Source organism: Streptomyces sp. NPDC043861 (assembly GCF_056435905.1).
In genome coordinates, this window is record NZ_JBWKDP010000008.1 from 126,026 (window position 1) to 150,120 (window position 24,095).

The following is a 24,095-nucleotide window of genomic DNA, read 5'->3' on the forward strand; positions in this document are numbered from 1 at the left end:
GCCACTGCCGATCCTTGCCGGTGTACGGGTCCTGCGCTGATGGCACGGGCGTCACTGACGGCGGGGGACCGTTCCCTGTCCGGCGGTTCCCGGGGTGTTGCCCCTGTCCACAGCGCCGCCTCCCCGGTGCCTGCCTCCGTCTGCCGCGCCTCTCCGGTGGCTGCCTCCGTCTGCCGCGCCTCGGTGCGTGCCGGTCGTGCCGCCTCTGCGTGCGGCTCCGTCCGGTGTGGCGCCTCTGCGCGTGGCTCCGTCCGGTGTGCCGCCTCTGCGTGTGTCCCGGCCGCCGCCGTATCCGGGCCACCCCGTCCCGGGGGCGCCGGGGATGAGGTCGCCGAGCGTCGGGCCGCCGGTCGCCCTGCCCGGGCTTGTGACCCGGTGCCCGGGGAGCACGGTGCCCGGTGAGCCGGGCGCCGTGCTCCCCGGGAAAGGTGTCCGGCTTCCCTGCCGGGGGGCGCCGGGGCGGTTCCCGGCGTCCGGCACCATCGCGGCGGACTCGTCGTCCTCGTCGGCATAGCCGAACTCGTCCGACTCGTCGTCGGCCCACCGCCGCCCGTGCCAGGGAGTCAGTTCCTCGTCGACGTCCTCGTCCAGCTCCAGGTCGAAGTCGCTGATCTCGGTGTCCTTGAGCGCCGCGGCCGTGAACTGCGCCCAGATCCGGGCGGGCGGGCCGCTGCCGCCGATGCGGGCATAGCCCAGCGCCCCGTACAACGGTTTCTGCACCGCCGTGTCCGGGTCCTGGCCCATGACGGCGACGACCGTGGCCAGTTCCGGGGTGTAGCCGGCGAACCAGGCGGCCTTGTCGTCCTCGGCCGTGCCGGTCTTGCCGGCCGCCGGGCGGCCCGCGGCCTGCGCGGCCATCCCGGTCCCCTCCTCCACCACGTTCCGCAGCACCGCCGTCGTGGTGTCGGCTGCCTCCCGGCTGATGACCTGTTCGCCGGACGTCCGGGGGAGGTCGATCTCCTCCCCGGCCCTGGTGATCCTCGAGACAAGGGTGCAGGTGCCGTTCCTGCCGTGGTTGGCGAGCGTCGCGTATGCCTCCGCCATCTCGAGGACGCTGGCCGTGGCGACGCCGAGCGCGATCGACGGGGTGGCCGTCAGGTCCGGTGTGTTCGGGGAGATGCCCAGCGCGATGGCCGTTTCCCTGACCCTCGCCGGGCCGACGTCCTGAGCCATCTGCGCGTACACCGCGTTGACCGAGGCGTCGGTCGCGGCACTGACGGTGATGGAGCCGTAGGAGGTGTTGTCCTCGTTCTCGGGGGCGTACCCGATCGGCCCGTAGTGGCCCAGGACCTCGCGCTGGTCGGTGCCGTCGTAGACGGTGTGCGGAGTGATCGGGCGCCCGTCCCTCGTACGCGCGCCGTTCTCGACGGCGGCGGTGAAGACGAACGGTTTGAAGGTGGAGCCGACCTGGTAGTCGCGGCGGGTGGCATTGTTGACGTACTGCTTGGTGTAGTCGATGCCGCCGTACATCGCGACGACCTTGCCCGTCGCCGGGTCGATGGACGCGCCGCCGACGCGGACGTTGCGGTCCACGGGCCTGCGCTTGCTGCGCTTGGACAGGACGTGTTCCTCCACCGCCCGGACGAAGGCGTCCTGCTTCGGCTTCTGCAGCGTGGTCGTGATCCGGTAGCCGCCGCGCGCCAGGGTGTTGTCGTCGATGATGCCGTTGCTCGTGAGGTAGTCCTCGACGGCCTGGACGATGTAGCCGCGCTGACCGGAAAGACCGGTCGCGGGCCGGGCCCTGTTCGGCACGGGGAAGGTCATCGCGGCCCGTTCGTGGGGATCGAGCCACTGCTCCTTCACCATGCCGTCGAGCACGTAGCTCCAGCGGGCGAGCGCGGGGTCCCTGTTCTCGGGGTGGGTGGTCACGTCGTAGGCGCTGGGCGCATTGAGGAGCGAGGCGAGATAGGCGCCCTCGGCGGTGCCCAGCTCGTTGACGTCCTTGCCGTAGTACGCCAGCGCCGCCGCCTGGATGCCGTACGCGTTGCGGCCGAAGTAGCTGGTGTTGAGGTAGCCCTTCAGGATGTCGCTCTTGCTCTGTTCGCGGTCCAGCTTGATGGCGATGAAGAACTCCTTCACCTTCCGGGTGACGGTCTGCTCCTGGCCCAGGTAGTAGTTCTTCACGTACTGCTGGGTGATCGTGGAGCCGGACTGCCTGCCTTTGCCGGTCAGGGTGTTCCAGCCGGCTCGGAGCATCGCCTGGGGGTCGACCGCCCGTTCGGAGTAGAAGTCGCGGTCCTCGGCGGCGAGAACGGCGCGCTGGACGTTGTGCGGAACCTGGCTGAGTTCGACGTTCTCCCGGTTGATCTCGCCGTCGCGGACGATCTGGGTGCCGTCCTCGTAGAAGAAGACGTTGGACTGCGCGATGGCGGTGGCGTTGGCGGGCGGGATGTGGACGAGCATGTAGCCCGCCACGAAGCCGCCGATGAGGACGAGCGCGACGATCAGGAGCGAACCGAGCAGCATCCGCCAGGTGGGCAGGAGACGGCGCAGGCCGGTGCGCCGGGGACGGGAACCCCGCTCCTTGCCGTCCTGATGACTCGTCAGGCCGTCGCCCTGATGACCCGCGGCCCCGTCCCCCGGGTGGCCAGGGCCGAGGGGCGGGGGTCCGGCCGTCACCGGGTTCCGGGGGTGCCGGCCTCGCTGCTGTGCCTGCTCGTCGGTCATGTCGGTGGAGACTCCTCGGCCCCGTTGGCGCGGACGATGTCATTTCGGGCGATTCGCTTGGTGTGCCCATAGTGCACTTCTCGTCCCGATAACCCCCGTACCCCCCGTCCGAATACGGTCGCGTGGCAGATCCGGCTGGACTAGGGTCGGTCGCTTTGGTGCCGTCGGCTTCTACCGGGGGAAGGTGGGTATGGTGCGGCTCTATGCCTTAGTCGCGGCCGGTGGGTTCCGGCGCTATGCGACGTATCGGGTGGCCACGGTGGCAGGCGCGTTCACCAATACCGTCTTCGGCTTCATCGTGGCGTACACCTATATCGCCCTCTGGGATGAACGTCCGCACCTCGGTGGCTATGACATGTCCGAGGCGCTGACGTATGTGTGGCTCGGACAGGCGCTACTGATGGCTTGCGCCATGCTGGGCGGCGGCTTCGAGGACGAGCTGATGGAGCGCATCCGTACGGGCGACATCGCCATCGACCTCTACCGACCGGCCGACCTGCAACTGTGGTGGCTCGCGGGTGACTTGGGGCGGTCCGCGTTCCATCTGCTCGGCCGTGGCATCACCCCGCTGCTGATCGGGGCGCTCGCCTTCGACCTGGCGCTGCCCGACTCACCGCTGATCTGGCCCGCCTTCCTGCTCTCGGTGGTGCTCGGCGTCGTCGTGAGCTTCGCGATCCGCTATCTGGTGGCGCTGTCCGCCTTCTGGCTGATGGACGGCACGGGCGTCCTCCAGATCACCTGGCTGGCCGGGATGTTCTTCTCCGGGACGCTGCTCCCGCTCACCCTCTTCCCGGGTGCACTGGGACAACTGGCGCTGCTCCTGCCCTGGTCCGCGCTGCTCCAGGTCCCGGCGGACGTCTTCCTGGGCAAGCGCACCGGATGGCCGCTCGTCGAGGCGTACGCCTTCCAGGCCGCCTGGGCCGTGGCGCTGCTCGGGGCCGGCCGGCTGCTGCAGTACGCCGCGACACGCAGGGTGGTGGTCCAGGGTGGCTGACAGGCTGCGGACGCTGCACGGAGGTCTGCGCGCGTACTGGCTGATCGCCGTGATGTGGATTCGCTCCACGATGACCTACCGCGCATCCTTCGCCATGACGGCGTTCGGGAACTTCGCGGCCACGGCTTTCGACTTCGTCGTGATCCTGCTGATGTTCTCGCACGTGGACACGCTCGGCGGATACAGCCTGCCCGAGATCGCCTTCCTGTACGGGGCCGCCGGGACGGCGTTCGGCCTGACCGATCTGGTGATGGGCTCCCTCGACCGTCTCGGGCGGCGGGTCCGCGACGGCACGCTCGACGTGCTCCTCCTGCGCCCCGCACCGGTCCTCGCACAGGTGGCGGCCGACCGCTTTGCGCTGCGTCGCCTCGGGCGGATCCTCCAGGGGCTGCTGGTGCTCGGCTACGCACTTTTCACGCTGGACATCTCCTGGACACCGCTGCGGGTCCTCATGGTCCCGGTGATGGTGCTGAGCGGGGCGGCCATCTTCGCGGCGGTCTTCGTGGCGGGCGGGGCGTTCCAGTTCGTCGCACAGGACGCGGCCGAGGTGCAGAACTCCTTCACCTACGGAGGCAACACGCTGCTCCAGTACCCGCCGACGCTGTTCGCGAAGGACCTGGTGCGGGGCGTGACCTTCGTCGTACCGCTCGCCTTCATCAACTGGCTGCCCGGTCTCTACGTCCTCGGACAGCCGTATCCGCTGGATCTGCCGCGCTGGATGGCATTCACACCACCGCTCGTCGCCGCGCTGTGCTGCGCGCTCGCGGCCGTCGCATGGCGGGCCGGCCTTCGTTCGTACCGGAGCACAGGGAGCTGAGACTTCATGGACACCGTGGACGACTTCATCGAACTGGACGGCGTCGAGAAGTTCTTCGACGTCCGGCGCAGAGTGGGTCTGCTGCGCCGTGAGAAGACACGGGTACGGGCCGTCGACGGCATCACCTTCAGGGTGCCGAGAGGTGAGATGGTCGGTTACATCGGCCCCAACGGCGCAGGAAAATCCACCACCATCAAGATGCTGACGGGCATTCTGACGCCCAGCGGCGGACGGTTGCGGGTCGCGGGGATCGATCCCTCACGCGAACGGGCCCGGCTGGCGCGGCGCATAGGGGTGGTCTTCGGACAGCGCACCACACTGTGGTGGGACCTGCCGCTGATCGACTCGTACCGCCTCGTCCACCGGATGTACAGGATCCCCGGAGTGCGGTACCGCGAGAACCTGGACCGGTGCGTGGAGCTGCTCGACCTCGGCGAGCTGCTGGACGTGCCCGTACGGCAGCTGTCGCTCGGCCAGCGGATGCGCGGTGACATCGCGGCGGCGCTGTTGCACGACCCGGAGGTGCTCTATCTCGACGAGCCGACCATCGGACTCGACGTCGTCTCCAAGACGAAGGTGCGCGAATTCCTGCGGGACCTCAACAGCGAGCGGACGACGACCGTGCTGCTCACGACCCACGATCTGACCGACATCGAGCAGTTGTGCAAGCGAGTCATGGTCATCGACCAGGGCCGGCTCGTGTACGACGGCGCCCTGGCCGGGCTGCACGAGGTGGGGGCGAGCGAGCGGACCCTGGTCGTGGACCTGGAGCGGGAACTGCCGCCGATCGCGGTGGCGGGGGCGCGTACGAGACGGGTGGAGGGGGCGCGGCAGTGGCTGTCCTTCCCGGCCTCGGAGTCGGCGGCGCCGATCGTGGCAGCGGTCGCGGCGGAGTATCCACTGGTGGATCTGTCCGTGCGGGAGCCCGACATCGAGACGGTGATCGCGAAGATGTACGCGGAGCGGCAGCTGACGAACTGACCCCGGGCTCGGGCCCGTGCGCCGTAGCCTCTCCGCCGCCGAGGACGGTCGTGTCGAACGCGGACGGTGAGCGCTGCGCGGGGCGACTGCGAGCGGTGACTGTGCGGGGTATCTGTGCGGGTCGGCGTCCTCGGGCTGCGCACAACGGTGTGTCCGGACGGTGCCCCTTGATTACGCTTCTCGTATGACCAACGATCTTCCGGAGATGCGCGCCTCCGATGTCGAACGGGAACGCATCGCCGAGCGTCTGCGCGAGGCCGTCGCCGAGGGCCGGCTCGACATGGAGGAGTTCGAGGAGCGCCTGGACGCGGCCTACAGGGCGCGCACCCGGGGGGAACTCGAACCGCTGGTCCGGGACCTCCCCGCACCGGCCGGAGCGGCCGGGACGGCCATGGGTCCCGTGGGTGGCGCAGGGGACTGGCCGAGCCGCATCGGCGGGCCCGCGACCTCCAAGGGGGCATTCGCCTTCTGGGGAGGTTTCGGGCGCAAGGGGACATGGACGGTCGGCCGCCGGTTCACCGCGGTGGCGCTGCAGGGCGGCGGCGAGATCGATCTGCGTGAGGCGAACTTCCAGGACCGGGACGTCGTGATCCGCTGCTTCACGATCATGGGCGGCATCCAGGTCACCGTTCCCCCGGATATGGACGTCGACGTCAGGGGCTTCGGGATCATGGGCGGCTTCGGCGAGGCGGGCTCGGCCGACGCCGAGATCGCCCCGGGCTCGCCGCGTGTGACGATCACCGGCTTCGCCCTGATGGGCGGAGTAGGCGTGGAGCGCAAGCTTCGCAAGGCCGAGAAGCAGCGGCTGAAGGAGGCCCGCAGGCGCGAGCGCCTCGAGAAGAGCGAGCGGGGCGAGCTGGAGTAGGACTTCCCGCCTCGCTTCCTGCTGCCCGCGACGTTTCTGCCTTCGGCCCCTGCCCCCTGCCCCTCCGTCTGCTCCCCCTGCCTCCGCCCCGGGGCCACCCGGGGCTCATGCCCTGCGCGGGCTGTCCCGTAGCCGGGGTCCGTGCCCGGCGTCGCCCGTGTCTGCCGGCGCCGCTGTGACGACCACAGCGCGTCGCGGGAACTCGACGTGCGCCCCGGGAGTAGGTCAGGTAGGGAAGGGACGATACGTACGCGGACGGGTGGAGCGGATGAAACGTACTGAAGGCGCCGAGCCGGACACACCAGGGGGTGCGGGCAGGAGCGCCGGCACCGCCACCCCCGCGGGCGCGCATGCCACCGGGAAGCCGGCCGCCGCCGGAACGCCGCTCACCGCGGGCATGTCCACGGGCGAGCCCGAGGCGGAGCGGCCGGGCGAGGGCCGGCCGGCTGCCGGGCCCACCACGACGGCCCGACCGGGCGAGGGACGGCCTTCCGCATCCGCACGGGCCACCGGTCGCACCCGCACCACGCCCCTCGCCGCCTTCGCGTACACCGCCGCCGACGAGGAGAAGCGCCGCGGTGTACGCCGCATGAAGCTCACCGCCACCGGCCTGCTCCTTCTCGTCGCGCTGATCTTCGTGCTCGCCACCTGGGCGAAGAACTCCGGCGTCGAGGGTTGGCCCGGTTATGTCGCAGCTGCCGCGGAGGCCGGCATGGTCGGTGCGCTGGCCGACTGGTTCGCGGTCACCGCGCTCTTCAAGCACCCTCTCGGCATTCCCATCCCGCACACCGCGATCATCCCCACCAAGAAGGACCAGCTGGGCGCCTCGCTCGGCTCCTTCGTCGGCGAGAACTTCCTCTCCGGCGACGTCGTACGGGCCCGCCTCCAGTCCCTCGCCCTCGGCGGCCGCTTCGGTGCCTGGCTCGCGGAGCCCGCCCACGCCGACCGCGTGACCGCCGAACTCTCCACCGCGCTGCGCGGGGCGCTCACCGTCCTGCGCGACTCCGATGTGCAGGCGGTGGTCGGCGAGGCCATCACCCGGCGCGCCGAGGCGGTCGAGATCGCTCCCGGCATCGGAAAGACCCTCGACAAGGTCGTCGCCGACGGAGCCCACCACCGCGCGGTCGACCTGATCTGCACCCGCGCCCATGACTGGCTTGTCCTGCACGGCGACTCCGTGATGGACGCGGTCCAGGGCGGCGCCCCGGGGTGGACACCGCGCTTCGTCGACCGCAAGGTCGGCGAGCGCGTCTACCGGGAGCTGCTCCGCTTCGTCACCGAGATGCGCGACATGCCCGGACACCCCGCACGCGGTGCGATCGACCGCTTCCTCGCCGATTTCGCTGCCGATCTCCAGGCCGACACGGACACGCGTATGCGCGTCGAGCGCATGAAATCGGACGTGCTGGCCCGCCCCGAGGTGCAGGACATCATCGCCTCGGCCTGGTCCTCCGTACGCACCATGATCATCTCTGCTGCGGACGACGACCGCAGCGAACTGCGTCTGCGTGCCCGTGCCTCGCTGATGGCCTTCGGCGCCCGCCTCGCGACGGACGGCCGGTTGCAGCGGAAGCTGGAGGGGTGGGTCGAGGAGGCCGCGGTCTATGTCGTGACGACGTACCGCGCGGAGATCACGTCCCTTATCAGCGACACCGTCGCGAGCTGGGACGCCGAGCACACGTCCCGCAAGATCGAGGCCCACATCGGCCGTGACCTGCAGTTCATCCGCATCAATGGCACGGTGGTGGGCGCCCTGGCCGGCCTCGTGATCTATACGGTCGCCCATGCGCTGGGCGCGTGACCGGACTCTGGTCGTCCGGTCCCGCGCCCAGCTCCAAGGGGGAGTTGCCCCTAAGTACGGACGGGATGCCACACCCGTTCAGTGCGCGCCGGCCCAGGTTCCGGTGGCGTCCGCAGCTCCCGGATTCCGGTGGCGTCCGGCGTGCGGTCCAGGGGGAGTGATGACGCCCCCGACAGTCCTGAGGCGCCATTCCGTGGCGTACCGCTGAGGCCTGCCCGGCGGCTTGCCGGCCGGAGGCCCCGGGGCCGGGGCCCATGCGGTTCGTCAGGCGGCTCTGCGGGTGACGGTCCACGAGGCGAGGGCCACGGCGCCCGCCACGGTGAACACGGCGGGCCACGCGCCCATCTTCTTCGCCAGGGGGTGCGAGCCTGCGAAGGCGGCGACGTAGGCGGCGCTCAGTCCCGCAGCGGCCCTGCCGCCGGCCTGCTGCTGCCACTGCCGCGCGGCCACCGCGCCTGCGGCGGCCAGTGCCACTCCGCCGAGCGGGCGCTTCCTGGTCCAGCGGGCGACGCCGTAGCCCCCGATGAGGCCGCTCGCCGCGACTGCCGCTGCCGGAATCCTGGCCATCGTGTGCCGTCCTTCGCTCGGTCTTCGACTGGCGTTCGAGCCTAATCGAGCCGCCTGGGCGGCCCGGGCCCGGCCCGGACATCCGGAGCCGGGCGTGGCCGGGCGTGGCCGGAACTCCGGCAGGCCCGGGCCGGACCGGGGAGCCGAGGCTGCAGCACGGAGGCCGGACCGGCGGCGGGACCCGAGGCTGCAGCACGGAGGCCGGACCGGGGAGCCGAGGCTGCACGGCGCCGGTCGCCTCCGGTGGGCCTCCGGTCGCGGTGGGCCGTCGGTGGGCGGCCGGCACGGCACAGGCGTCAGCGGAAGAGCTGCCCCCGCACGGCACCGTCAGGGAACTCCGCAGTGTGGATGTTCGAGTAGTGGCCGAACGGGTTTTCGCGGACCTGCTTCACCATGTCCGGGTTCTGTCCCTCCAGCCTCCCGGAGACGGCGAAGATCCCGTCCGGCACCGGCCGATTGAGGAGGTCGAAGAGCACGTCGCCGTTCCTGCCGAAGCTGCCCTGGTGGATGTGCCCCTTCGACGGGCTCGCGATGTTGATCCAGGCGAGCGAGTAGTCGACGGCCGTTCCCTCAGGGTGCAGGAAGGTCACGGCGTGTCCGTCCGGATCACCGACTTTCGACGCGTCGTTCTTCGGCACCTCCTGACCGCCGTTGGAGAGCGCTCGCAGCTTGCCGCCGTTGATGATCTCCAACGGATTGATGTTCCGTTCGAGCGGCTTGAGTTGGCCGCGTACCGCCCCGCCCGGGAACTCCGCACTGCGGAGGTCGACGTAGAAGCCGGACGGGTGCGTCCGGATGCGCTTGGCCAGCTCGGCGTCGGTGATGCCGACCTGTCCGGCCGCAGAGTGCACGCTGTCGGGCATCGCGCTGCCGAAGAGAGCCACCTTCACAGCGCCGTTCTTTCCGGCGGTGCCCTCGTGGATGTGGCCGAGGCTCGGGACGAAGCCCTTCCACCGGAGGGCGAAGCTGACTCGGTCGCCCCACACCTTGACCAGGGCGACTGCCGTGCCGTCCGGATCGTTCACGGCGGGGCCCCCTCCGGGGGCCGGGACCTCGTTCGAGCCGGAGAGCTCGGCCACGAAGGCGACGGCCCTGCCGTCGGCGGGCCGGGTGAATGCGGTGGCGCCGCTCGCCTTCGTAGCAGTCCCGACGTCCGAGCCGTGGTCATGCGTCCCATGGGCAACAGCCGGAGTAACACCCGTAACAGCCACCACAATTGCGACTGCCGTAGTGATCGGAATTCGCCTCTGCACTATTCTTGTCCTCCCGTTGGACCCGGTTCGGATGGAATCGGGTTGCGCCGGAAAGTACGCGTGCAGGCTGATGGGCATTCAGGCAGAAAATATCCCGAATTCGATTGCGCTGCCGGTAAGTTGTGCGCGTACCACCCGGTGTATCCACATACACCAGACCGGGGGACCAGCATGCGCAGGACACGTTCATGTACGCGTACACGTACGCGCATTCCAGCCGCGCTCCGGGCGGCTCCGGCGGCACTCGCGCTGTTCACCGTGAGTGCCTGCGGTGGCTCCGGCGAAGGCTCCGACGGGGCTTCCGGGTCATCCGCCGAACCCGTCACGGCTGCCGCGTCCGTCCAGGTCGCCGACTCGCCGTTCGGCAGGATTCTCGTCGACGATTCGGGTCGTACGCTGTACGGATTCACCAAGGACAAGCCCGGCGGCGGTGCGTGCGACGTCGACTGCATCGCCGTCTGGCCTGCTCTCACCTCCACCGAGGACATCACAGCCGGCAGCGGCGCCGAAGCCTCCCTGCTCGACGAGATCACACTGGGCGAGGGTGCGGAGCAGGCCGTGTACGGGGACTGGCCGCTCTACTACTACGTCGGTGACGCGGTTGCCGGCGATGTGAACGGGCAGGGCCTGGACGGCGAATGGTTCGTGATCGGAGCGGACGGAAAGCTGATCAAAAAGGCGCCGTGAGGCATCCGGACGCTTCGAGGTGAGCGCGCCTGCCGACGCCGGTAATTCCCTGCGATTCTGTCATGAATTCGTCACCGCGGAAGGTGCCGGAGGTGCCTGAGGGCAGGTCCGTCGTTGGCAAATCGACGGCGTCCCTCCCCGCGATTCGCCGTCGAGACGGTTGACGCAATGCATGCTGGCGCTGCGCGCCCGGGGCGGCCCGGTTGACGCCATGCGTGCTGCCGGCGCGCCCGGGGCGGCGGCTCCGCCGAGGGGCTTCGGCCGGATCCGTTGCGGTGACGCGCCACGGAACGCACCCTGGAGAGAGACAGGGAGACCGTCATGCCCACTCTCGAGGAACAGATCGACATCACTGCACCCGGCGCCGTGGTCTGGGACCATCTGCACCACGTCGAGGACTATCCACGCTTCGTCGGAGGAGTCCGCGAAGCCCGGCGCGAGGGTGCGTCGGGCATACACATGGATCTGCAGGCCGGACGCGGTGCTGCCCGCGCCATCGATGCGGCCACCGAGGATCTCCGCCCCAACGAGACGATGACCTGGAGGACCACGGAGACCCCGCATCTGAGCGGCTCCGTCTCGCTTCTCCCGCTCGATGCGAGCCACACCAGGATGCAGGTACGCATGGAATACGACCCCGGCGAGGCACACGACGCCTTCGGGGGCCCCAAGGGGTTTGCCCAGTCGACCGCCATTGAACGGACCGTCCGGGCGGACCTCCACCAGTTCAAGGACCTGGTGGAGCAGGCTCACCCCACCAAGTAACCACCACCGAGCCCCGCGCGCCGGGGCTGACGGAACCGTACGGCGAAGGTGATCCGTCATGACGCAGCACTGGAACATCGACTTGTCGTTCGAGGAAGACGGGACCCGCACTGCCTGCACGGCCTCGCTCAGCGGCCCCGACGCCCCCGGCGTCCAGGGCATGGGAGTAGCCAGGCGCAGCCCGGGCGACACCCCGGACACCAAGATCGGCGAAGAGCTGGCAGCCGCACGCGCCTGCTCGAAACTGGCCCACGAACTGGTGGACCGGGCAGCGGCGGATGTGGAGAGCCACACCCACCGGCCGGCCGACATCGCCATGTGACCGACGCCGACCGCGACAACGACAGGGCCGGGAGCCACGGCTCCCGGCCTTCGGCGTATCAGGGGGTCAGGTCAGGGGGTCAGGACCGACGGCGGACGTACGAGTCGAGCCTCGGGCCCCGGGCCTGGCGCGCTCGAACCCGGGGCACGGGCGCAGACCTCAGCCCCGGCCTCGCGGCATACCCTGCACCTCGAAGCCGCTGAGGCCCTCCGGTTCCTCGTCCGACACGTCGATGCCCTCCACGCGCGCTGCCGGCGGCCCTTGTCGAGTCCACCGCACCAGGGTCTCGACGGCATCCGCGTCGCCCTCGAACACCGCCTCCACCTGTCCATCGGCGAGATTCCGCACCCACCCGGCCACCCCGTACTCCAGGGCGACCCGGCGGCACGTGTCCCGAAAGAAGACACCCTGGACCAGCCCCGACACGATCACGCGCTTCCGCACCATGCCTCCGGATCGTACGAGCCGCACAGCATGAAGGCGGGGCGACGCGACGCGCGCCTGCGCTCCAGGGGTGGACCCGGCCGGTCCGGCCCCCCACGCGGCCGAGAGGGCCGACAAGGAATCGTCAGCAGGGAAGGTCAGGGCCAGAGCCGGATGGTCACCTCCGGTGTTGCGTGCTCCGGCCTGTCATCGGTGTAGACGAGGTGCAGCTGGGTGTACCGCTGCTGCTCGGGATGCTGCGGCCATGCCTCGGGGCGCTCGAGCCTCACCGTCACGGGGTAGTTGTGGAACGTGCCGGCAGCGCAGTAGGGCTTGCAGTCGTTCACCACATTCAGCCCACGGCCCTCAGCGGAGGCTCCGCCCCAGTCGGACCACTTGAGCGCGATGAGGCTGCTGTTGCCGTCCCCGCACGCGATCAAGAAGTCGCTGGGGCGCACCTGTGGCTCCGAGAAGCAGTCGACGACCACGACCCGAGCGCTCGGCTGTGACCCTGCGGAAGGGGAGGCGGACGCCGGTACGACTGCTGCGACCGCCGCAGCGGCATAGATCAGGACCGCTGTCATCAGCTTGTGTCTCTGCATGTCTGCTCCCCAGCTGTCTCTCTCCAAGCCCATGGGGCTCTTGTGTCACACGGCCCGCCGGGGCCTGTGATCTGCACATTCGGAGCGCAAGCCGGGCGGCGCCTGCGACGCATTCCCGACGATTGCTGCCGTACCGACGCTACGACTGTGACAAAGGACATACCCGTTCATCCAGGTAACATCTTCATAAAACAGCAAGCATCTGAAATTGGGCGGTCGGGCAATCGCAACCTCGGGGCGTCACTGACCGGCTCCTAGGAGTGGCAGGCCGATCCGGTGGCGGACGGTCCCGCTCACCCGCTTCGCCTCTAGGAATGACGTGCAGAGCCTGGTCGCGTTCTCCGAGGCTCGTGCAGTCGAACATGCGTCGAGACCAGGTCGACGGGATGCAGGACGTCGAGAGAAGAGGTCCTGGGTGCGGCTTGCTGTTCGTCGACGCTCGTGCGAACGGGCACCACGCGGTACCTCGCATGGAGTTCAAAATACGGACGTTTCGCGCGTGGGAGCAGTGAACCCCCGCCAGCCCTTAGCCGTCCCGCCTGAACGGTGCTTCGTCAGCACCGAGTTGGCGCCAGACTTGGAGACCTCGAGTGCGTCGCTCGCTAGCGTGTCTGCATGACGATGCGAGAGTTGCTCAGCCAGGTGGCGCGCACGTATGACCAGAGCGCGGGGACAGGGCGCGACGTTCCGGCTCAACGACTCCTCCGTGGTGTGAAAGACCGCACTGACCTGCCTCTTCCGCATGGCTATACAGCCAAGGGCTATGGCGGGCAAACGTCTGCTAGTAGCACTCCATGGATTGGCATCTTTGACCCGGACGTCAACGAGAATCCTCGTGAAGGGCTCTACCTCGCTTACATCTTCAGCGGGGATCTCACGGCGGTGACCCTCACGATTCAGCAGGGTGTCACTGCGCTGGAGCCGAAGTTCCACGCGAAGAGGGACCTGAACGCACATCTGGAGAAGCGGGCAGTGGAGCTTCTGGAGACGTTGCCTGCGAGGTTGACGCGTGGGTGGAGGCATCGTCCTGTGCTTCTGGGCAAGGGCTGGCGGCCACGTGCCTATGAAGCCGCAAGCATCGCCGCGCGACGCTACGAGATAGCCGCCCTTCCGGTGGAGAGGGGTCTAGAGGATGACCTGAACGAAGCCGCCGACTGCTTGAAGCGGGCAGCCGCGGCTGAGAAGTTCTGGTGGATTGAAGGGCGTAGTGCCCTCATAGATGTCAATCTTGAAGGCGTTGAACATGTCGTGAGTGATCCGTTGGATGGCTTCCATCCGAAGGACAGCGACGCCTATGTTGCGAACATCACCGCCAAGCAGCAAGTCAAACGGCGTGATCATGAACGGTTGATCGGTGAGTTCGGCCCGTATGTCGCGAGCCGTGGGTACGTACCGATAACGGATCGCGTCCATCCCAAAGACCTGATACTGCGCAGTCAGAGCAATGGGCAGCAGGCCCATCGCGATGAGGAATGGCTAGTTGAGGCCAAGGTGGTTCGCAACGGAAACCCGACTGTGGCCGTCCGTGAGGCTGTCGGACAGTTGCGGGAGTACAGCTACTTCCTGTACGGAAGTCGAGATCGATGCCTCCCACATCTCGTGGGCCTCTTCACTGAGGACATCGGGGCGTATTCGGCATACCTGGACGCCCAGGGAATAGCTTCGATATGGCGCTCGTCGGACGGCTGGCGTGGGTCGCCTATGGCTGCTGCCTGGAGCATGGTCGACGGGGGCTGATGCTCTCAACACCTCATCATCGATAGGCGCACGGTCCCCTTGTCGCAGGGAGTCCCGATCAGGCTCGTGAAAGCGTCACAACTCGATCCTGATCGGGAGGTGGAATACGTGAGCTGACCCCTCGATTGGACGGAAGGGACTCAGACGTTGTCTCACGGGGCAAGTTTCGCGAGCTTCTTGTAGCAGGTCAGGGCGGCGGCCATGGCCAGGCCTCGGCTCTGCCTGTCGTTGCGGACCACGTACGGGATCTTGAGACCACGAGCAGCCCATGGCAGGCTCATGCCGCATGATCGATGAGTTTGCGAAAGACAATCTGCACGGGAGACTGCGGCGGGACCGCAAAGCGCTGCTCTGGAAACTCGACGGCTTGTCCGAATACGATGCCCGCCGACCTTTGACAGCGACCGGGACCAACCTCCTCGGCATGGTCAAACACGTGGCCACCGTTGAGGCCAGGTACTTCGGCGAGGTCTTCGACCGCCCTTCCCCGGAACTGCTGCCCCGGTGGCAGGACTCCAACGGCAGCGATCTGTGGGCGACCGAGGACGAGACCCGCGATCAGATCATCGGGTTCTACCGGCGCACGTGGGAACACTCGGACGCGACGATCAACGAGCTTCCCCTCGACGCCCCCGGTCACGTGCCGTGGTGGCCGGAGCCTTATGCCGCCACCAACCTGTTCGCCATCATGGTCCATGTCCTCGGCGAGTCCATCCGGCATGCCGGGCACGCCGATATCCTGCGCGAGGGCCTCGACGGCCGGACCGGGTTGCGCGCCGAACTTGAGAAGCAGATCGACGAGGAAGCCCGTGCAGCCTACTGCGCGAAGATCGAGCAGGCCGCCAGGTCGGCCGCACCAATCAAGGCTTAGAGGTTGTCTCACGTAATTTGATGTTCGTGCGGCATGATGCCGGTCGTGGGTGCTGATCCATCGAAGCGTCTGGTTCCTGATGAACTCTGGGAGCTGGCCGCCCCGTTGCTGCCGGTCAGTAGGTCAGACCTGCTCCGCCCCGTGGCACCCCCCGTACGCCGCCCCCGACCCGCACCAGCAGCCCGACGCCTTCGCCGGAGGCCATGGCAGGGCCTTCCCACGGGCCGCCAGCGTCGTGGCGTACTGGGGGAGGAGGTTCGGGTCCGAGGGGGACGTGGCCTCGGAGGCTGCGAAGGCCTCGTACGAGGGGACCGTGCCCGTGACGATGCCCAGGTTGCCCGTGCCCGTGGAGGAGAGGTCGCGAAGGGCCGATTCGATGGCCGTGAGGTGGCTCTCGTGGGCCGGGTACTCCGGCGTGAGGGCGGGGTACGCGGTGAGGAGTTCGGTGAGTTCGGGAGCCGGCCAGTGCAGGACCGCCACCGGGAAGGGGCGAGAAAGCGCCGCGCGGTACGTGCCGAGTTCGGTGCGCAGACGGGCGATCTCGGCGCGGAGTTCGATCGGGTCGGAGGAGCCGAGGGACCAGAGGCGATTCGGGTCGTGGAGCTCGTCGAGGGGGACGGCCGCCGTGTGGAGGCGGTCCGCGAGCATGTCCCAACTGTCGTGCGGAAGGGCCAGGAGGCGGCGGACGCGGTGGCGGCCGGTGAGCAGGGACTGGGAGGCGTACGGGATCTCGTCGTCCGGGTCCACGAAGCGGGTCACGGCCGTCGTGAAGGTGTCGTGGGCCGCGTCGAGCTCGTCGTGGGCCTCCAGGGTGTCGGCGACGATCTCCCAGGGGGCAGCGTCGTCCGGGGCGGCCGCCCGGATGCCGTCGATGAGCGCCCGGGCCTCGGCCTCGTGGCCGTACTCCCACAGGTTCGACGCCTGCAGCGCCTTGACCAGGTGGGGGTTCTCCGGACCGGCGGAGAGGAGACTGTCGTACAGACCGCTCGCGCGGGCGCGGTCGCCCGAGAGTTCCAGATGGGCCGCGGCCTGGAGCAGCAGCGGTTCACGGTCCTCCGGGTACTGCTCCGCGGTGCGCAGCAGACGCTCGGCTTCGGTGGTGTGGTCGGCAGGCGTGTCGGGGCGCATGCAGCACACCGTACTGCTGTACGGGGCTTCGCAGGGCCCTGGTGAGTTGGACGGGCTGCCCTTATCGTGCGGGCCGTGCGGGAGCGGATGCCGGAGCGGACGGCTGAGCGGATACCTGTGGTCGTACAGGGGCGGCGGACCACCCCGGGCGGCCGGGTGATGTTCGCCCGCGGGCTGTGGGCCGCGGCCGAGGTCGCCGTCACCGTCGGGGTCGTCGTGCTGCTTCTCGTCGCCCATCAGCTGTGGTGGACCAACCTGCGGGCCAGAGAGGGCGCGGAGCGCCAGGTTCAGGCCCTCGAGCGGGAATGGGGGGAGGCGGCCCCTTCGGAGACCGAGGGCGAGCGGGAGACAGGGGCGAAGACGGACGACGCGGATCCGGGCGCGGGGGAGCAGCGGGGCGAGGAGCAGGACGCGAGCGACCCCGTCCGCCATGCCCCGCCCCGCCGAAGCGGTCCCCGGTGGGATCAGGCGTACGCCGTCCTGCGCATCCCGCGGCTCGGCGTCGTCGCGCCTGTCGCACAGGGCGTGGCGAAACGGGGCGTGCTCGACAAGGGGTACGTCGGGCACTACCCGCGGACCGCCCAGCCGGGGCAGACCGGGAACTTCGCAGTCGCCGGGCACCGCAACACACACGGTGAGCCGTTCCGGTACATCAACCGGCTGCGGGCCGGGGACAAGGTCGAGATCGAGACGCGGGAGGCCGTTTTCACCTACGTGGTGGACAAGGGGCTGCCGCAGACCTCCGCGCGCGACAGCGGGGTGATCGCTGCCGTGCCGCGGAGCGTGGTGAAGCCGGGTTACGGCTACAGCCGCCCTGGTTACTACCTGACGCTGACCACGTGCACGCCCGAGTACACCTCCAAGCACCGGCTCGTGGTGTGGGGGAAGCTTGCCTCGATGCGGCCGCGTCAGTAGGCCCGCCGTCCCGCCCTCATCGCTCGACGGTCAGGGACCAGCGGACCGTCGCCTCCGCAGTGACGCGGACGCTGCCTTCGGTACGTGCCCTCTTCAGATGGATCTCGTTGTATGTGCTGTTGACTTCGTGGGGTGCGCAGGGCAGGAGGAAGCTGAGGCCTATGGCGTCGATGGCCACGTTGAGCGTCCCCTTTCCCTGGCAGTTGACCTGGATGCCCAATTTCCCGGCGCCGATCTTTTCGGTCAGTGGAAGTGTCGCGTTTCCCGTGCGGGAGCGGGCGTTGAGGAGGACCTTTCCCTCGGCGGCAAGCCTGGGTGCCTCGCTGACGCTCCCGTCGGTGATGTGCGTGGCGCGGTCGCCGCTGCCGGCGGGGGCGCTCGCGGGCGGCGCAGAGGGCGCAGGGACAGGGGGAGGCGTGCGGTCTTTGGCCTCCGGGGCGTTGGTGCAGCTGCTCACCGTCAGAACGAGGGAAGTGGCGATCAGGGCGAAGCCGATGCCGGCTCGGCGTCGCGCACAGCGGCTCGGCAGTGCACGCGCAGCAGTGACGCCCCTGCTCTGCCCGGTGATGACGGCCATGAGTCTCCTCGCGTTGGAGCTCTCCCCCTGGAAGTGCTGTGGGCATCAGTAAGGCATGCATATGGCCATTGCGTGGAGAGGAACAGGGCATTCCTGAGCGTAATTTGAGGTGGGTGAATCGGGGGATCGGCGGATACCGGCCTCGGAATTCCGGCAGGCCGAGGACGGGGCGTGGTCTCGCGGTGATGCCCTCTTTCCGGCGCCGGTCGGTCAATCGGCGGTTGCGGCTGTGGTGTTCCGCTTCGTTCGTCCGGAACGCAAGCACGGCCACCGCGCCCACCGGCGACAACCTCGCCGAGACCATGAGAGCCGCGCCCGCGCCCGCCGTGATCGTCAGGTCCTCGTCCGCGGACGAACCGATCTGGCGCGCCGTGTTGTTGGCGCCGGATCCCATGGCCGGCACGCTCCGGAGGTAGGGACTCGACGGCGAGGCGGGGCAGGGTCGCATTCAGCAGGGCCGCCGCCGACGCCTGCGGCGGCGAGTCCCGGCAGCGGGTGGTGTGCCGCCGGGCGGACGTCGGGATGCATCCTGGGCCGGGACGCGACCGGAGACCGGCGGATCCGGGCAGCCGTAGCTGCGGCCGCGGCCGCAGCAGCAGCCGGAACCGCTCGACACGGAAGGGTGTCCGACCGCAGGGAGGTTCGGCCGTGAGGCGGTTGCCGATCCGGGTTTTCCACAGGGAACCCATGGGCGATTTTGCTCGTGTATAACGAATGAAGGTTCGTATCGCGGACGAGGTCGGTGGAAGAGACCGGCGACAGAGACGAGGGGGCAGACGATGACCGGACGTTCGTGGCGGATGCTGCAACCGCTCGCGCTGCTGCTCTTCGTCCTCGTCGAGGTGTTCGTCGCCGAAGGGATCGGCCTCTCCACGGCCGTCGCACTGGCCGCCACCGCCGCGGTCGGCGCCGCGCTCGTCTCCTGTGCGCTGATCCTCTCCCGGTCGGTGCCGCGTGTGCAGCCGACACGAATACGCACGGCGATACGCGACCGTGAGCAGCGCACGGCCTTTCTGCCGCAGCGTGACCCCGACGCCTCGGGCCGGACCAGGCCCCGAGCTCCCGGCTGCCCGTTCACGACGGCCGCGTAGGGGCACCTGACCTTCGTTTTCTTGCGTCCCTTCGCGGGCCGTCATGCCGACATGTCTGTTTGTTTCCGGCACGACGGGACCCGGAGGGCCTCCATGTCCGTATTCGCATCAATCACATCCGTTTTCGCTTCCCTGGTCGAGCAGCTCGCCGACCTCGTCCAGCCCGTGTTCCACGGATCCGCGACCGCCGCTGCGATCATCCTGTTCACCGCGCTGGTGCGACTCGCCGTCCATCCCCTCTCGCGGGCGGCGGCCCGTGGCCAGAAGGCGCGGGCACGGCTCGCACCGCAGGTCGCCGACCTGCGCAGGAAGTTCGGCAAGAACCCGGAGCGGCTGCAGACGGCGGTCCTGGAACTGCACGCAAGGGAGAAGGTGTCGCCGCTGTCGGGGTGTCTGCCCAGTCTGATGCAGGTGCCGGCGTTCTTTCTGCTCTACCACCTGTTCTCGGGCGGCAGCGTCGGCGGTGAACTCCTCGGTGCCCCGCTCGGCGGGCGGTGGCTGGATGCGCTGGGGGACGGCGGGGTGTTCGGGCCGGCGGGTCTGGTGTACGTCGTGCTGTTCGCGATCGTGGGCGCAGTCGCCACGTTCACCTATGTGCGGACGAAGCGGCAGCTCGCGACCACCGGCAGCCAGGGTCCGACGGGTGGGAAGGACCGGACGGACGCCCATGCCCTGCCGGAGCTGCCGGGCATGGGGGCGGTGACGAAGGTGCTGCCGCTGCTGTCCTTCGCCACGCTCATCACCGTGGCGGTGGTGCCGCTCGCGGCCGCGCTCTATGTCGTCACCAGCACCACCTGGAGCGCGGTCGAGAGGGTGTTCCTCTACCGGGACATGCCGGCTGCCGGGGCACTTGCTACCGCCGCGTAACGGTCCAGTGTGTGAACAGGGTCTTGCAGGCTGTCCAGAACTCTTGGACGATCGGCCAATCCTCCGATGGCCGCACTCCATCGGCCGGGGCTCACCTCGACCACTGGGAGAAGACCATGAAGCTGTTGCGTGTCGGTGCGGCGGGCGCGGAACGCCCGGCGCTGCTCGACCACGACGGGACGACCCTTCGGGACCTGTCCGGGCTGGTCGAGGACATCGACGGGAAGCTGCTCTCCGACGAACGCGCGCTGGAGCGGGTCCGGGCGGCGGCCGGGGCGGGGGACCTGCCCGTGCTCGACGCGACCGGGCTGCGCATCGGCCCGCCGCTCGCGCATATCGGCAAGGTCGTGTGCATCGGGCTGAACTACCACGATCACGCGGCGGAGACCGGGGCCGGGGCACCGGCCGAGCCGGTCGTCTTCCTCAAGGCCGCGGACACGGTGGTCGGCCCGAACGACACCGTCCTCGTGCCGCGCGGGAGCGAGAAGACGGACTGGGAGGCCGAGCTCGCGGTGGTCATCGGACGTACCGCGCGCTGTCTCGAGTCGGCGGAGCAGGCGCTCGCGCATGTCGCCGGGTACGCGGTCGCACACGATGTGTCGGAGCGCGAGTTCCAGCTGGAGCGCGGCGGCACGTGGGACAAGGGCAAGAACTGCGAGACGTTCAACCCGCTCGGGCCCTGGCTGGTGACCCGGGACGAGGTCCCCGATCCGCAGGCGCTGTCGCTGAAGCTCTGGGTCAACGGTGAGCTCAAGCAGGACGGCTCCACCGCGGACCAGATCTTCCCGGTGGCCGAAGTGGTGCGGTACGTCAGCCGGTTCATGACCCTCTACCCCGGTGACGTCATCAACACCGGCACCCCTGCGGGTGTGGCCCTGGGGCAGCCGGAACCCAAGCCGTTCCTGAGGGCAGGGGATGTCGTCGAGCTGGAGATCGAGGGGCTCGGGCGGCAGCGGCAGGAGTTCGAGGACGCGTAGCCCGCCCCGCCGGCTGTCCGCAAGGGGCTGCCGAGAAAGGAAGGGGCTGCCGAGCAAGCAGGGGCTGTGAAAGCCCCGGCGAAGGGGGCCGCGGAGGGGGTGCGGGGGATTCACCCCCTCCGCGGCGTCAGGTGGCTTTGAGGCGGGTCAGTGCCTCGACCACCATCGCGTGGTCCTCGGCCTGGGGGAGGCCGGAGACCGTGACTGTGCCGATGGTGCCTGCGCCTTCGACATGGATGGGGAACGAGCCGCCGTGCGCCGCGTACAGGTCCGGGTCGAGGCGGGACGAGTCCTCGAACGTCGTGCCCTTGGCCCGGAAACGGCTGCCGACGAGGAGCGAGCTCTCGCCATAGCGCTCCACGACGCGGCGCTTGCGGTCGATCCAGGCGTCGTTGTCGGCCGACGAACCCGGCAGCGCGCAGTGGAAGAGTTGCTGCGACCCGTGCCGGATGTCGATCGCGACCGGCGCACGGCGCTCACGGGCGAGTTCCACGAGCATCGAGCCCAGCGTCCAGGCGTCGTCGTGTGTGAAGCGACGCAGCGTCAGCTGCTGCTCCTGGGCCTCGAGCGCGGCAATGCCGGGCACGCCCTTCATGCGCCGAGTTCCACGGCGATGCCCTCGCGGGCGGAGCGGCGCGCCGCCTCCAGGACGTCGAGGCAGGCAGCGGCCTCATGGGCGGTGACCGGAGGCGGGGTCCCGTTGTGGAGTGCGGCGGCGACGGCGGCGTAGTACGCCGGGTAGTCGCCCGGCACGGTCTCGACGGGGGTCCCGCCACCGGTGAGGGGGGACTCTCCCGAACCGATCCGTCCCCACAGCGACTCCGGCTCCACACCCCAGGGTGCCCCTGGGGACGGGAGTTCGCCGTCACGCAGGGCGGCCTCCTGGGGGTCGAGGCCGTACTTGACGAATCCGGCGGCCGAGCCGAGGACCCGGAAACGCGGGCCCAGCTGGGCAGTGGTGGCGCTGACGTACAGATGTGAGCGGACACCGTTCGCGTGCGTGATGGCGATGAAGGTGTCGTCGTCGGCCTCGGCGCCGGGGCGGCGTACGTCGGCCTCGGCGTACACGCGGACCGCCGGGCCGAAGAGGACCAGGGCCTGGTCGACGACATGGCTGCCCAGGTCGTACAGCAGCCCGCCGATCTCCTCGGGGGCTCCCGACTCGCGCCAGCCGCCCTTCAGCTGGGGGCGCCAGCGCTCGAAACGGGACTCGAATCGCTGGACATGGCCGAGCTCGCCGTCCGCGATCAGTCGCTGCAGGGTGAGGAAGTCGTTGTCCCAGCGGCGGTTCTGGAAGACCGAGAGGAGCAGCCCGTGCTGCTCGGCGAATTCCGCGAGCGCACGTGCTTCGGCGGCGGTGCCGGCGATCGGCTTGTCCACGACCACCGGGAGGCCGGCCCGGAGTGCTGCGGTGGCGACCGGGACATGGGTCTTGTTGGGGGATGCGATCACGACCAGGTCCAGCTCGTCCGCGCGGTCCCACAGCTCCTCGGGGGCGGCGGCGAACCGGACCGCCGGGAATCCGGCACGGGCCTGTGCCCGGCGCTCTTCGCTCGACGTCACGACGGTGTCGAGGACGAGGTTCTCGTCCGACGCGATCAGCGGGGCGTGGAAGACGGAGCCCGCCAGGCCGTAGCCGACGAGTCCGACGCGGAGAGGGGAGGAGGCCGTACGAGTCACAGCTCCACTTAAGCAACGGTGTTGCCAAACTGCAAGCGGGGGGCACAATGGGAGCGTGAGGGTGAACTGGGCCAGGGCGATAGGAGCCCTTGGCGAGGATTCGGGAGCGGCCACAACCGCCGGCTGGGGCGGTGGCCCGGGCGTCAATCTGCCCTTGCTGCGCAATCACAACGCGGCGCTCGTGCTCGATCTGCTGCGTATTGCGGGGGAGGACGGCATCAGCCGTCTGGAGCTGGCCGACCGCACCGGCCTGACTCCGCAGGCCGTCAGCAAGATCACGGCCAGGCTCCGGGACGAGGATCTGGTCACGGAGGCGGGACGACTCGCCTCGACCGGGGGGAAACCGCGCACTGTGCTGCGCCTGGTGCCGTCGGCGGCGTATGCGGTGGGGGTGCAGCTGGACCGGGACGAGATGACCGCGGTCCTGCTGGACCTGGCAGGCACCCAGGTCGCCACCCGAGCGGTCTCCGCCGATCTCGGTGCCGGCCCGGATGCCGTGACCGGACGGGTGGCCGAGCAGGTGCAGGCGCTGCTTGCCGATGCCCTGGACAAGGGCACCGTGGACGCCGGCTATCTCACGAGCGCAACGGGAGCGGCGGCGGAAGCGGCTGCGACGGCGGGACCGGGAGCCCGGGCCGGACAGGGTGCAGAGGCGGGTGACGGGGCCGAGGCGGCACCGGCGCCCGGCCCGGGAGAGGAGCCCGGGGCGCGGGTGCTCGGAGTCGGGGTCGCCATGCCCGGTCCGCTCGACCACCGCGCCGGGGTGCCCCACCGTGTCACCGGCTACCCGGAGTGGGACGGGTACCGGCTGCGGGACAAGCTGGCCGGCCGCCTCGGGCTCCCGGTCGTGCTCGACAAGGACACCAATGCCGCCGCCCTCGGGCTGCTGCTGCGCGGGGAGAGCGGGTCCTTCGCCTATCTGCACCTCGGGACCGGGATCGGCGCGGGACTCGTGCTCGACGGTGCGCTGTACCGGGGAGCGCGGACGGAGGCCGGGGAGTTCGGCCACCAGATCGTCCAGCTCGACGGACCCCTGTGCGCCTGCGGCAAGCGCGGGTGCATCGAAGCCATGTGCCTGGCCGCCGCGGCCCGTGGCGACGTCGCCGGTGCCGCAAAGGTGCTCGGCATCGGCGTCGCCAACCTGGCCGAGCTGCTCGACGTCGACCACGTGCTGCTCGGCGGCAGGGTCGTCGCCGCGGCCGAGGCCGAGTTCGTACGCGGAGTGCGCTCCGTGCTTCCCTCGCGCGCCCGGGTGTTGGTGGCGCCCGCGGGGGGAGGGGCCTACCGGGTGGCCGAAGGGGCGGCTCAGCTGGTGCTCGCGCCGGTGTTCGGCCGGGCCGAGGTGGCGTTCGTGTCCCACCCCGGCTGAGGCGGCCCCGCGCAGCTCGCCCCGGTGTCCCCGTCGCACTGGCCGCCACCGCCGCGGTCGGCGCCGCGCTCGTCTCCTGTGCGCCGATCGTCCGCCGGCCGGCCGCGGGCCTCCGTGATCCGGCCCGGATCGGCCGGTC

The 24,095-nt window shown here is 69.6% G+C and carries 25 protein-coding genes; 15 read left to right on the top strand and 10 right to left on the bottom strand.

The genetic code is table 11. The annotated features are described in order from the left end of the window. Positions 1-51: 51 nt before the first annotated feature. Positions 52-2,667, bottom strand: a complete 2,616-nt coding sequence (locus tag AC068D_RS19930; protein WP_478824328.1) for a transglycosylase domain-containing protein — start codon at positions 2,665-2,667, stop codon at positions 52-54. A 193-nt stretch (positions 2,668-2,860) separates the two neighbouring features. Between AC068D_RS19930 and AC068D_RS19935 the strand changes: the two genes are divergently transcribed. The 5 genes from AC068D_RS19935 to AC068D_RS19955 all read left to right on the top strand — a co-directional run bounded on the left by AC068D_RS19935 (position 2,861) and on the right by AC068D_RS19955 (position 8,125). Next, complete coding sequence (locus AC068D_RS19935) at positions 2,861-3,661, top strand: ABC transporter permease (RefSeq protein ID WP_478824508.1); 801 nt, start codon at positions 2,861-2,863, stop codon at positions 3,659-3,661. Next, a complete protein-coding gene (locus tag AC068D_RS19940) occupies positions 3,654-4,478 on the top strand; it encodes an ABC transporter permease (RefSeq protein WP_478824329.1) in 825 nt (274 codons plus the stop codon). The genes AC068D_RS19935 and AC068D_RS19940 overlap by 8 nt, the downstream gene beginning before the upstream one ends. 6 nt (positions 4,479-4,484) lie before the next feature. Next, the gene (locus AC068D_RS19945; RefSeq protein ID WP_478824330.1) at positions 4,485-5,459 is read left to right on the top strand and encodes an ABC transporter ATP-binding protein; all 975 of its coding nucleotides are present in this window, start codon (positions 4,485-4,487) and stop codon (positions 5,457-5,459) included. Between the two features lie 184 nt (positions 5,460-5,643). After that, entirely contained in the window at positions 5,644-6,324 is a 681-nt protein-coding gene (locus AC068D_RS19950; protein ID WP_478824331.1) for a DUF1707 SHOCT-like domain-containing protein, read from the top strand. A gap of 268 nt (positions 6,325-6,592) precedes the next feature. Beyond that, positions 6,593-8,125: a DUF445 domain-containing protein gene (locus AC068D_RS19955; RefSeq protein WP_478824332.1), complete on the top strand. Its 1,533-nt coding sequence runs from the start codon at positions 6,593-6,595 to the stop codon at positions 8,123-8,125. A gap of 264 nt (positions 8,126-8,389) precedes the next feature. On the opposite strand, the gene AC068D_RS19960 is transcribed toward AC068D_RS19955, so the two are convergent. Further along, a complete protein-coding gene (locus AC068D_RS19960; RefSeq protein ID WP_478824333.1) occupies positions 8,390-8,692 on the bottom strand; it encodes a hypothetical protein in 303 nt (100 codons plus the stop codon). Between the two features lie 296 nt (positions 8,693-8,988). Beyond that, positions 8,989-10,023: a CHRD domain-containing protein gene (locus tag AC068D_RS19965; protein ID WP_478824334.1), complete on the bottom strand. Its 1,035-nt coding sequence runs from the start codon at positions 10,021-10,023 to the stop codon at positions 8,989-8,991. A 180-nt stretch (positions 10,024-10,203) separates the two neighbouring features. Here AC068D_RS19965 and AC068D_RS19970 point away from each other — a divergent pair, with 180 nt between their 5' ends. From AC068D_RS19970 to AC068D_RS19980, 3 genes are all read left to right on the top strand, one after another. Continuing rightward, a complete protein-coding gene (locus AC068D_RS19970) occupies positions 10,204-10,632 on the top strand; it encodes a COG4315 family predicted lipoprotein (RefSeq protein ID WP_478824335.1) in 429 nt (142 codons plus the stop codon). 321 nt (positions 10,633-10,953) lie between these two features. Continuing rightward, entirely contained in the window at positions 10,954-11,397 is a 444-nt protein-coding gene (locus AC068D_RS19975; RefSeq protein ID WP_478824336.1) for an SRPBCC family protein, read from the top strand. Between the two features lie 58 nt (positions 11,398-11,455). After that, a complete protein-coding gene (locus tag AC068D_RS19980) occupies positions 11,456-11,719 on the top strand; it encodes a DUF1876 domain-containing protein (RefSeq protein ID WP_478824337.1) in 264 nt (87 codons plus the stop codon). A gap of 159 nt (positions 11,720-11,878) precedes the next feature. Here the strand turns inward: AC068D_RS19980 and AC068D_RS19985 are convergent, their stop codons facing one another. Further along, complete coding sequence (locus tag AC068D_RS19985) at positions 11,879-12,166, bottom strand: acylphosphatase (RefSeq protein WP_478824338.1); 288 nt, start codon at positions 12,164-12,166, stop codon at positions 11,879-11,881. A 134-nt stretch (positions 12,167-12,300) separates the two neighbouring features. Further along, on the bottom strand, positions 12,301-12,744 hold the full coding sequence (locus AC068D_RS19990) for a hypothetical protein (RefSeq protein ID WP_478824339.1): 444 nt from the start codon (positions 12,742-12,744) through the stop codon (positions 12,301-12,303). A 615-nt stretch (positions 12,745-13,359) separates the two neighbouring features. Here AC068D_RS19990 and AC068D_RS19995 point away from each other — a divergent pair. Beyond that, positions 13,360-14,481, top strand: a complete 1,122-nt coding sequence (locus AC068D_RS19995) for an MrcB family domain-containing protein (RefSeq protein ID WP_478824340.1) — start codon at positions 13,360-13,362, stop codon at positions 14,479-14,481. Positions 14,482-14,633: 152 nt separating this feature from the next. Here AC068D_RS19995 and AC068D_RS20000 read toward each other — a convergent pair whose 3' ends face one another. Then, positions 14,634-14,762, bottom strand: a complete 129-nt coding sequence (locus AC068D_RS20000; protein ID WP_478824341.1) for a hypothetical protein — start codon at positions 14,760-14,762, stop codon at positions 14,634-14,636. Between the two features lie 5 nt (positions 14,763-14,767). On the opposite strand from AC068D_RS20000, the gene AC068D_RS20005 reads away from it, so the two are divergent. Beyond that, the gene (locus AC068D_RS20005) at positions 14,768-15,352 is read left to right on the top strand and encodes a DinB family protein (RefSeq protein ID WP_478824342.1); all 585 of its coding nucleotides are present in this window, start codon (positions 14,768-14,770) and stop codon (positions 15,350-15,352) included. Between the two features lie 123 nt (positions 15,353-15,475). On the opposite strand, the gene AC068D_RS20010 is transcribed toward AC068D_RS20005, so the two are convergent. Then, positions 15,476-16,480: a tetratricopeptide repeat protein gene (locus AC068D_RS20010; protein WP_478824343.1), complete on the bottom strand. Its 1,005-nt coding sequence runs from the start codon at positions 16,478-16,480 to the stop codon at positions 15,476-15,478. A 159-nt stretch (positions 16,481-16,639) separates the two neighbouring features. Here AC068D_RS20010 and AC068D_RS20015 point away from each other — a divergent pair, with 159 nt between their 5' ends. Then, on the top strand, positions 16,640-17,395 hold the full coding sequence (locus tag AC068D_RS20015) for a class E sortase (RefSeq protein WP_478824509.1): 756 nt from the start codon (positions 16,640-16,642) through the stop codon (positions 17,393-17,395). Positions 17,396-17,411: 16 nt separating this feature from the next. Here AC068D_RS20015 and AC068D_RS20020 read toward each other — a convergent pair whose 3' ends face one another. Then, entirely contained in the window at positions 17,412-17,972 is a 561-nt protein-coding gene (locus tag AC068D_RS20020) for a hypothetical protein (RefSeq protein ID WP_478824344.1), read from the bottom strand. 779 nt (positions 17,973-18,751) lie between these two features. Between AC068D_RS20020 and AC068D_RS20025 the strand changes: the two genes are divergently transcribed. The 3 genes from AC068D_RS20025 to AC068D_RS20035 all read left to right on the top strand — a co-directional run bounded on the left by AC068D_RS20025 (position 18,752) and on the right by AC068D_RS20035 (position 20,907). Then, positions 18,752-19,063, top strand: coding sequence for a DUF6412 domain-containing protein (locus AC068D_RS20025; protein ID WP_478824345.1), 312 nt, complete (start codon positions 18,752-18,754; stop codon positions 19,061-19,063). Between the two features lie 93 nt (positions 19,064-19,156). Beyond that, positions 19,157-19,930 carry a YidC/Oxa1 family membrane protein insertase gene (locus AC068D_RS20030; protein ID WP_478824346.1) on the top strand — a complete coding sequence of 258 codons (774 nt, stop codon included), beginning with the start codon at positions 19,157-19,159 and terminating at the stop codon, positions 19,928-19,930. 116 nt (positions 19,931-20,046) lie between these two features. Further along, positions 20,047-20,907, top strand: coding sequence for a fumarylacetoacetate hydrolase family protein (locus tag AC068D_RS20035; protein WP_478824347.1), 861 nt, complete (start codon positions 20,047-20,049; stop codon positions 20,905-20,907). A 127-nt stretch (positions 20,908-21,034) separates the two neighbouring features. Here AC068D_RS20035 and AC068D_RS20040 read toward each other — a convergent pair whose 3' ends face one another. After that, a complete protein-coding gene (locus AC068D_RS20040) occupies positions 21,035-21,502 on the bottom strand; it encodes a heme-degrading domain-containing protein (RefSeq protein WP_478824348.1) in 468 nt (155 codons plus the stop codon). Continuing rightward, the gene (locus tag AC068D_RS20045) at positions 21,499-22,587 is read right to left on the bottom strand and encodes a Gfo/Idh/MocA family protein (protein WP_478824349.1); all 1,089 of its coding nucleotides are present in this window, start codon (positions 22,585-22,587) and stop codon (positions 21,499-21,501) included. The genes AC068D_RS20040 and AC068D_RS20045 overlap by 4 nt, the downstream gene beginning before the upstream one ends. A 55-nt stretch (positions 22,588-22,642) precedes the next feature. Here AC068D_RS20045 and AC068D_RS20050 point away from each other — a divergent pair, with 55 nt between their 5' ends. After that, positions 22,643-23,956, top strand: coding sequence for an ROK family transcriptional regulator (locus tag AC068D_RS20050; protein ID WP_478824350.1), 1,314 nt, complete (start codon positions 22,643-22,645; stop codon positions 23,954-23,956). The last annotated feature ends 139 nt before the right edge of the window (positions 23,957-24,095 follow it).

What these genes read in the sequence shown, in the direction of transcription:
- AC068D_RS19930 (WP_478824328.1), bottom strand. Translation starts at nt 2,667, where the DNA reads ATGACCGACGAGCAGGCACAGCAGCGAGGCCGGCACCCCCGGAACCCG.
- AC068D_RS19945 (WP_478824330.1), top strand. Translation starts at nt 4,485, where the DNA reads ATGGACACCGTGGACGACTTCATCGAACTGGACGGCGTCGAGAAGTTC.
- AC068D_RS19950 (WP_478824331.1), top strand. Translation starts at nt 5,644, where the DNA reads ATGACCAACGATCTTCCGGAGATGCGCGCCTCCGATGTCGAACGGGAA.
- AC068D_RS19955 (WP_478824332.1), top strand. Translation starts at nt 6,593, where the DNA reads ATGAAACGTACTGAAGGCGCCGAGCCGGACACACCAGGGGGTGCGGGC.
- AC068D_RS19960 (WP_478824333.1), bottom strand. Translation starts at nt 8,692, where the DNA reads ATGGCCAGGATTCCGGCAGCGGCAGTCGCGGCGAGCGGCCTCATCGGG.
- AC068D_RS19965 (WP_478824334.1), bottom strand. Translation starts at nt 10,023, where the DNA reads ATGCCCATCAGCCTGCACGCGTACTTTCCGGCGCAACCCGATTCCATC.
- AC068D_RS19975 (WP_478824336.1), top strand. Translation starts at nt 10,954, where the DNA reads ATGCCCACTCTCGAGGAACAGATCGACATCACTGCACCCGGCGCCGTG.
- AC068D_RS19980 (WP_478824337.1), top strand. Translation starts at nt 11,456, where the DNA reads ATGACGCAGCACTGGAACATCGACTTGTCGTTCGAGGAAGACGGGACC.
- AC068D_RS19985 (WP_478824338.1), bottom strand. Translation starts at nt 12,166, where the DNA reads ATGGTGCGGAAGCGCGTGATCGTGTCGGGGCTGGTCCAGGGTGTCTTC.
- AC068D_RS19990 (WP_478824339.1), bottom strand. Translation starts at nt 12,744, where the DNA reads ATGCAGAGACACAAGCTGATGACAGCGGTCCTGATCTATGCCGCTGCG.
- AC068D_RS19995 (WP_478824340.1), top strand. Translation starts at nt 13,360, where the DNA reads ATGACGATGCGAGAGTTGCTCAGCCAGGTGGCGCGCACGTATGACCAG.
- AC068D_RS20000 (WP_478824341.1), bottom strand. Translation starts at nt 14,762, where the DNA reads ATGAGCCTGCCATGGGCTGCTCGTGGTCTCAAGATCCCGTACGTGGTC.
- AC068D_RS20005 (WP_478824342.1), top strand. Translation starts at nt 14,768, where the DNA reads ATGATCGATGAGTTTGCGAAAGACAATCTGCACGGGAGACTGCGGCGG.
- AC068D_RS20010 (WP_478824343.1), bottom strand. Translation starts at nt 16,480, where the DNA reads ATGCGCCCCGACACGCCTGCCGACCACACCACCGAAGCCGAGCGTCTG.
- AC068D_RS20015 (WP_478824509.1), top strand. Translation starts at nt 16,640, where the DNA reads ATGTTCGCCCGCGGGCTGTGGGCCGCGGCCGAGGTCGCCGTCACCGTC.
- AC068D_RS20020 (WP_478824344.1), bottom strand. Translation starts at nt 17,972, where the DNA reads ATGGCCGTCATCACCGGGCAGAGCAGGGGCGTCACTGCTGCGCGTGCA.
- AC068D_RS20025 (WP_478824345.1), top strand. Translation starts at nt 18,752, where the DNA reads ATGACCGGACGTTCGTGGCGGATGCTGCAACCGCTCGCGCTGCTGCTC.
- AC068D_RS20030 (WP_478824346.1), top strand. Translation starts at nt 19,157, where the DNA reads ATGTCCGTATTCGCATCAATCACATCCGTTTTCGCTTCCCTGGTCGAG.
- AC068D_RS20035 (WP_478824347.1), top strand. Translation starts at nt 20,047, where the DNA reads ATGAAGCTGTTGCGTGTCGGTGCGGCGGGCGCGGAACGCCCGGCGCTG.
- AC068D_RS20040 (WP_478824348.1), bottom strand. Translation starts at nt 21,502, where the DNA reads ATGAAGGGCGTGCCCGGCATTGCCGCGCTCGAGGCCCAGGAGCAGCAG.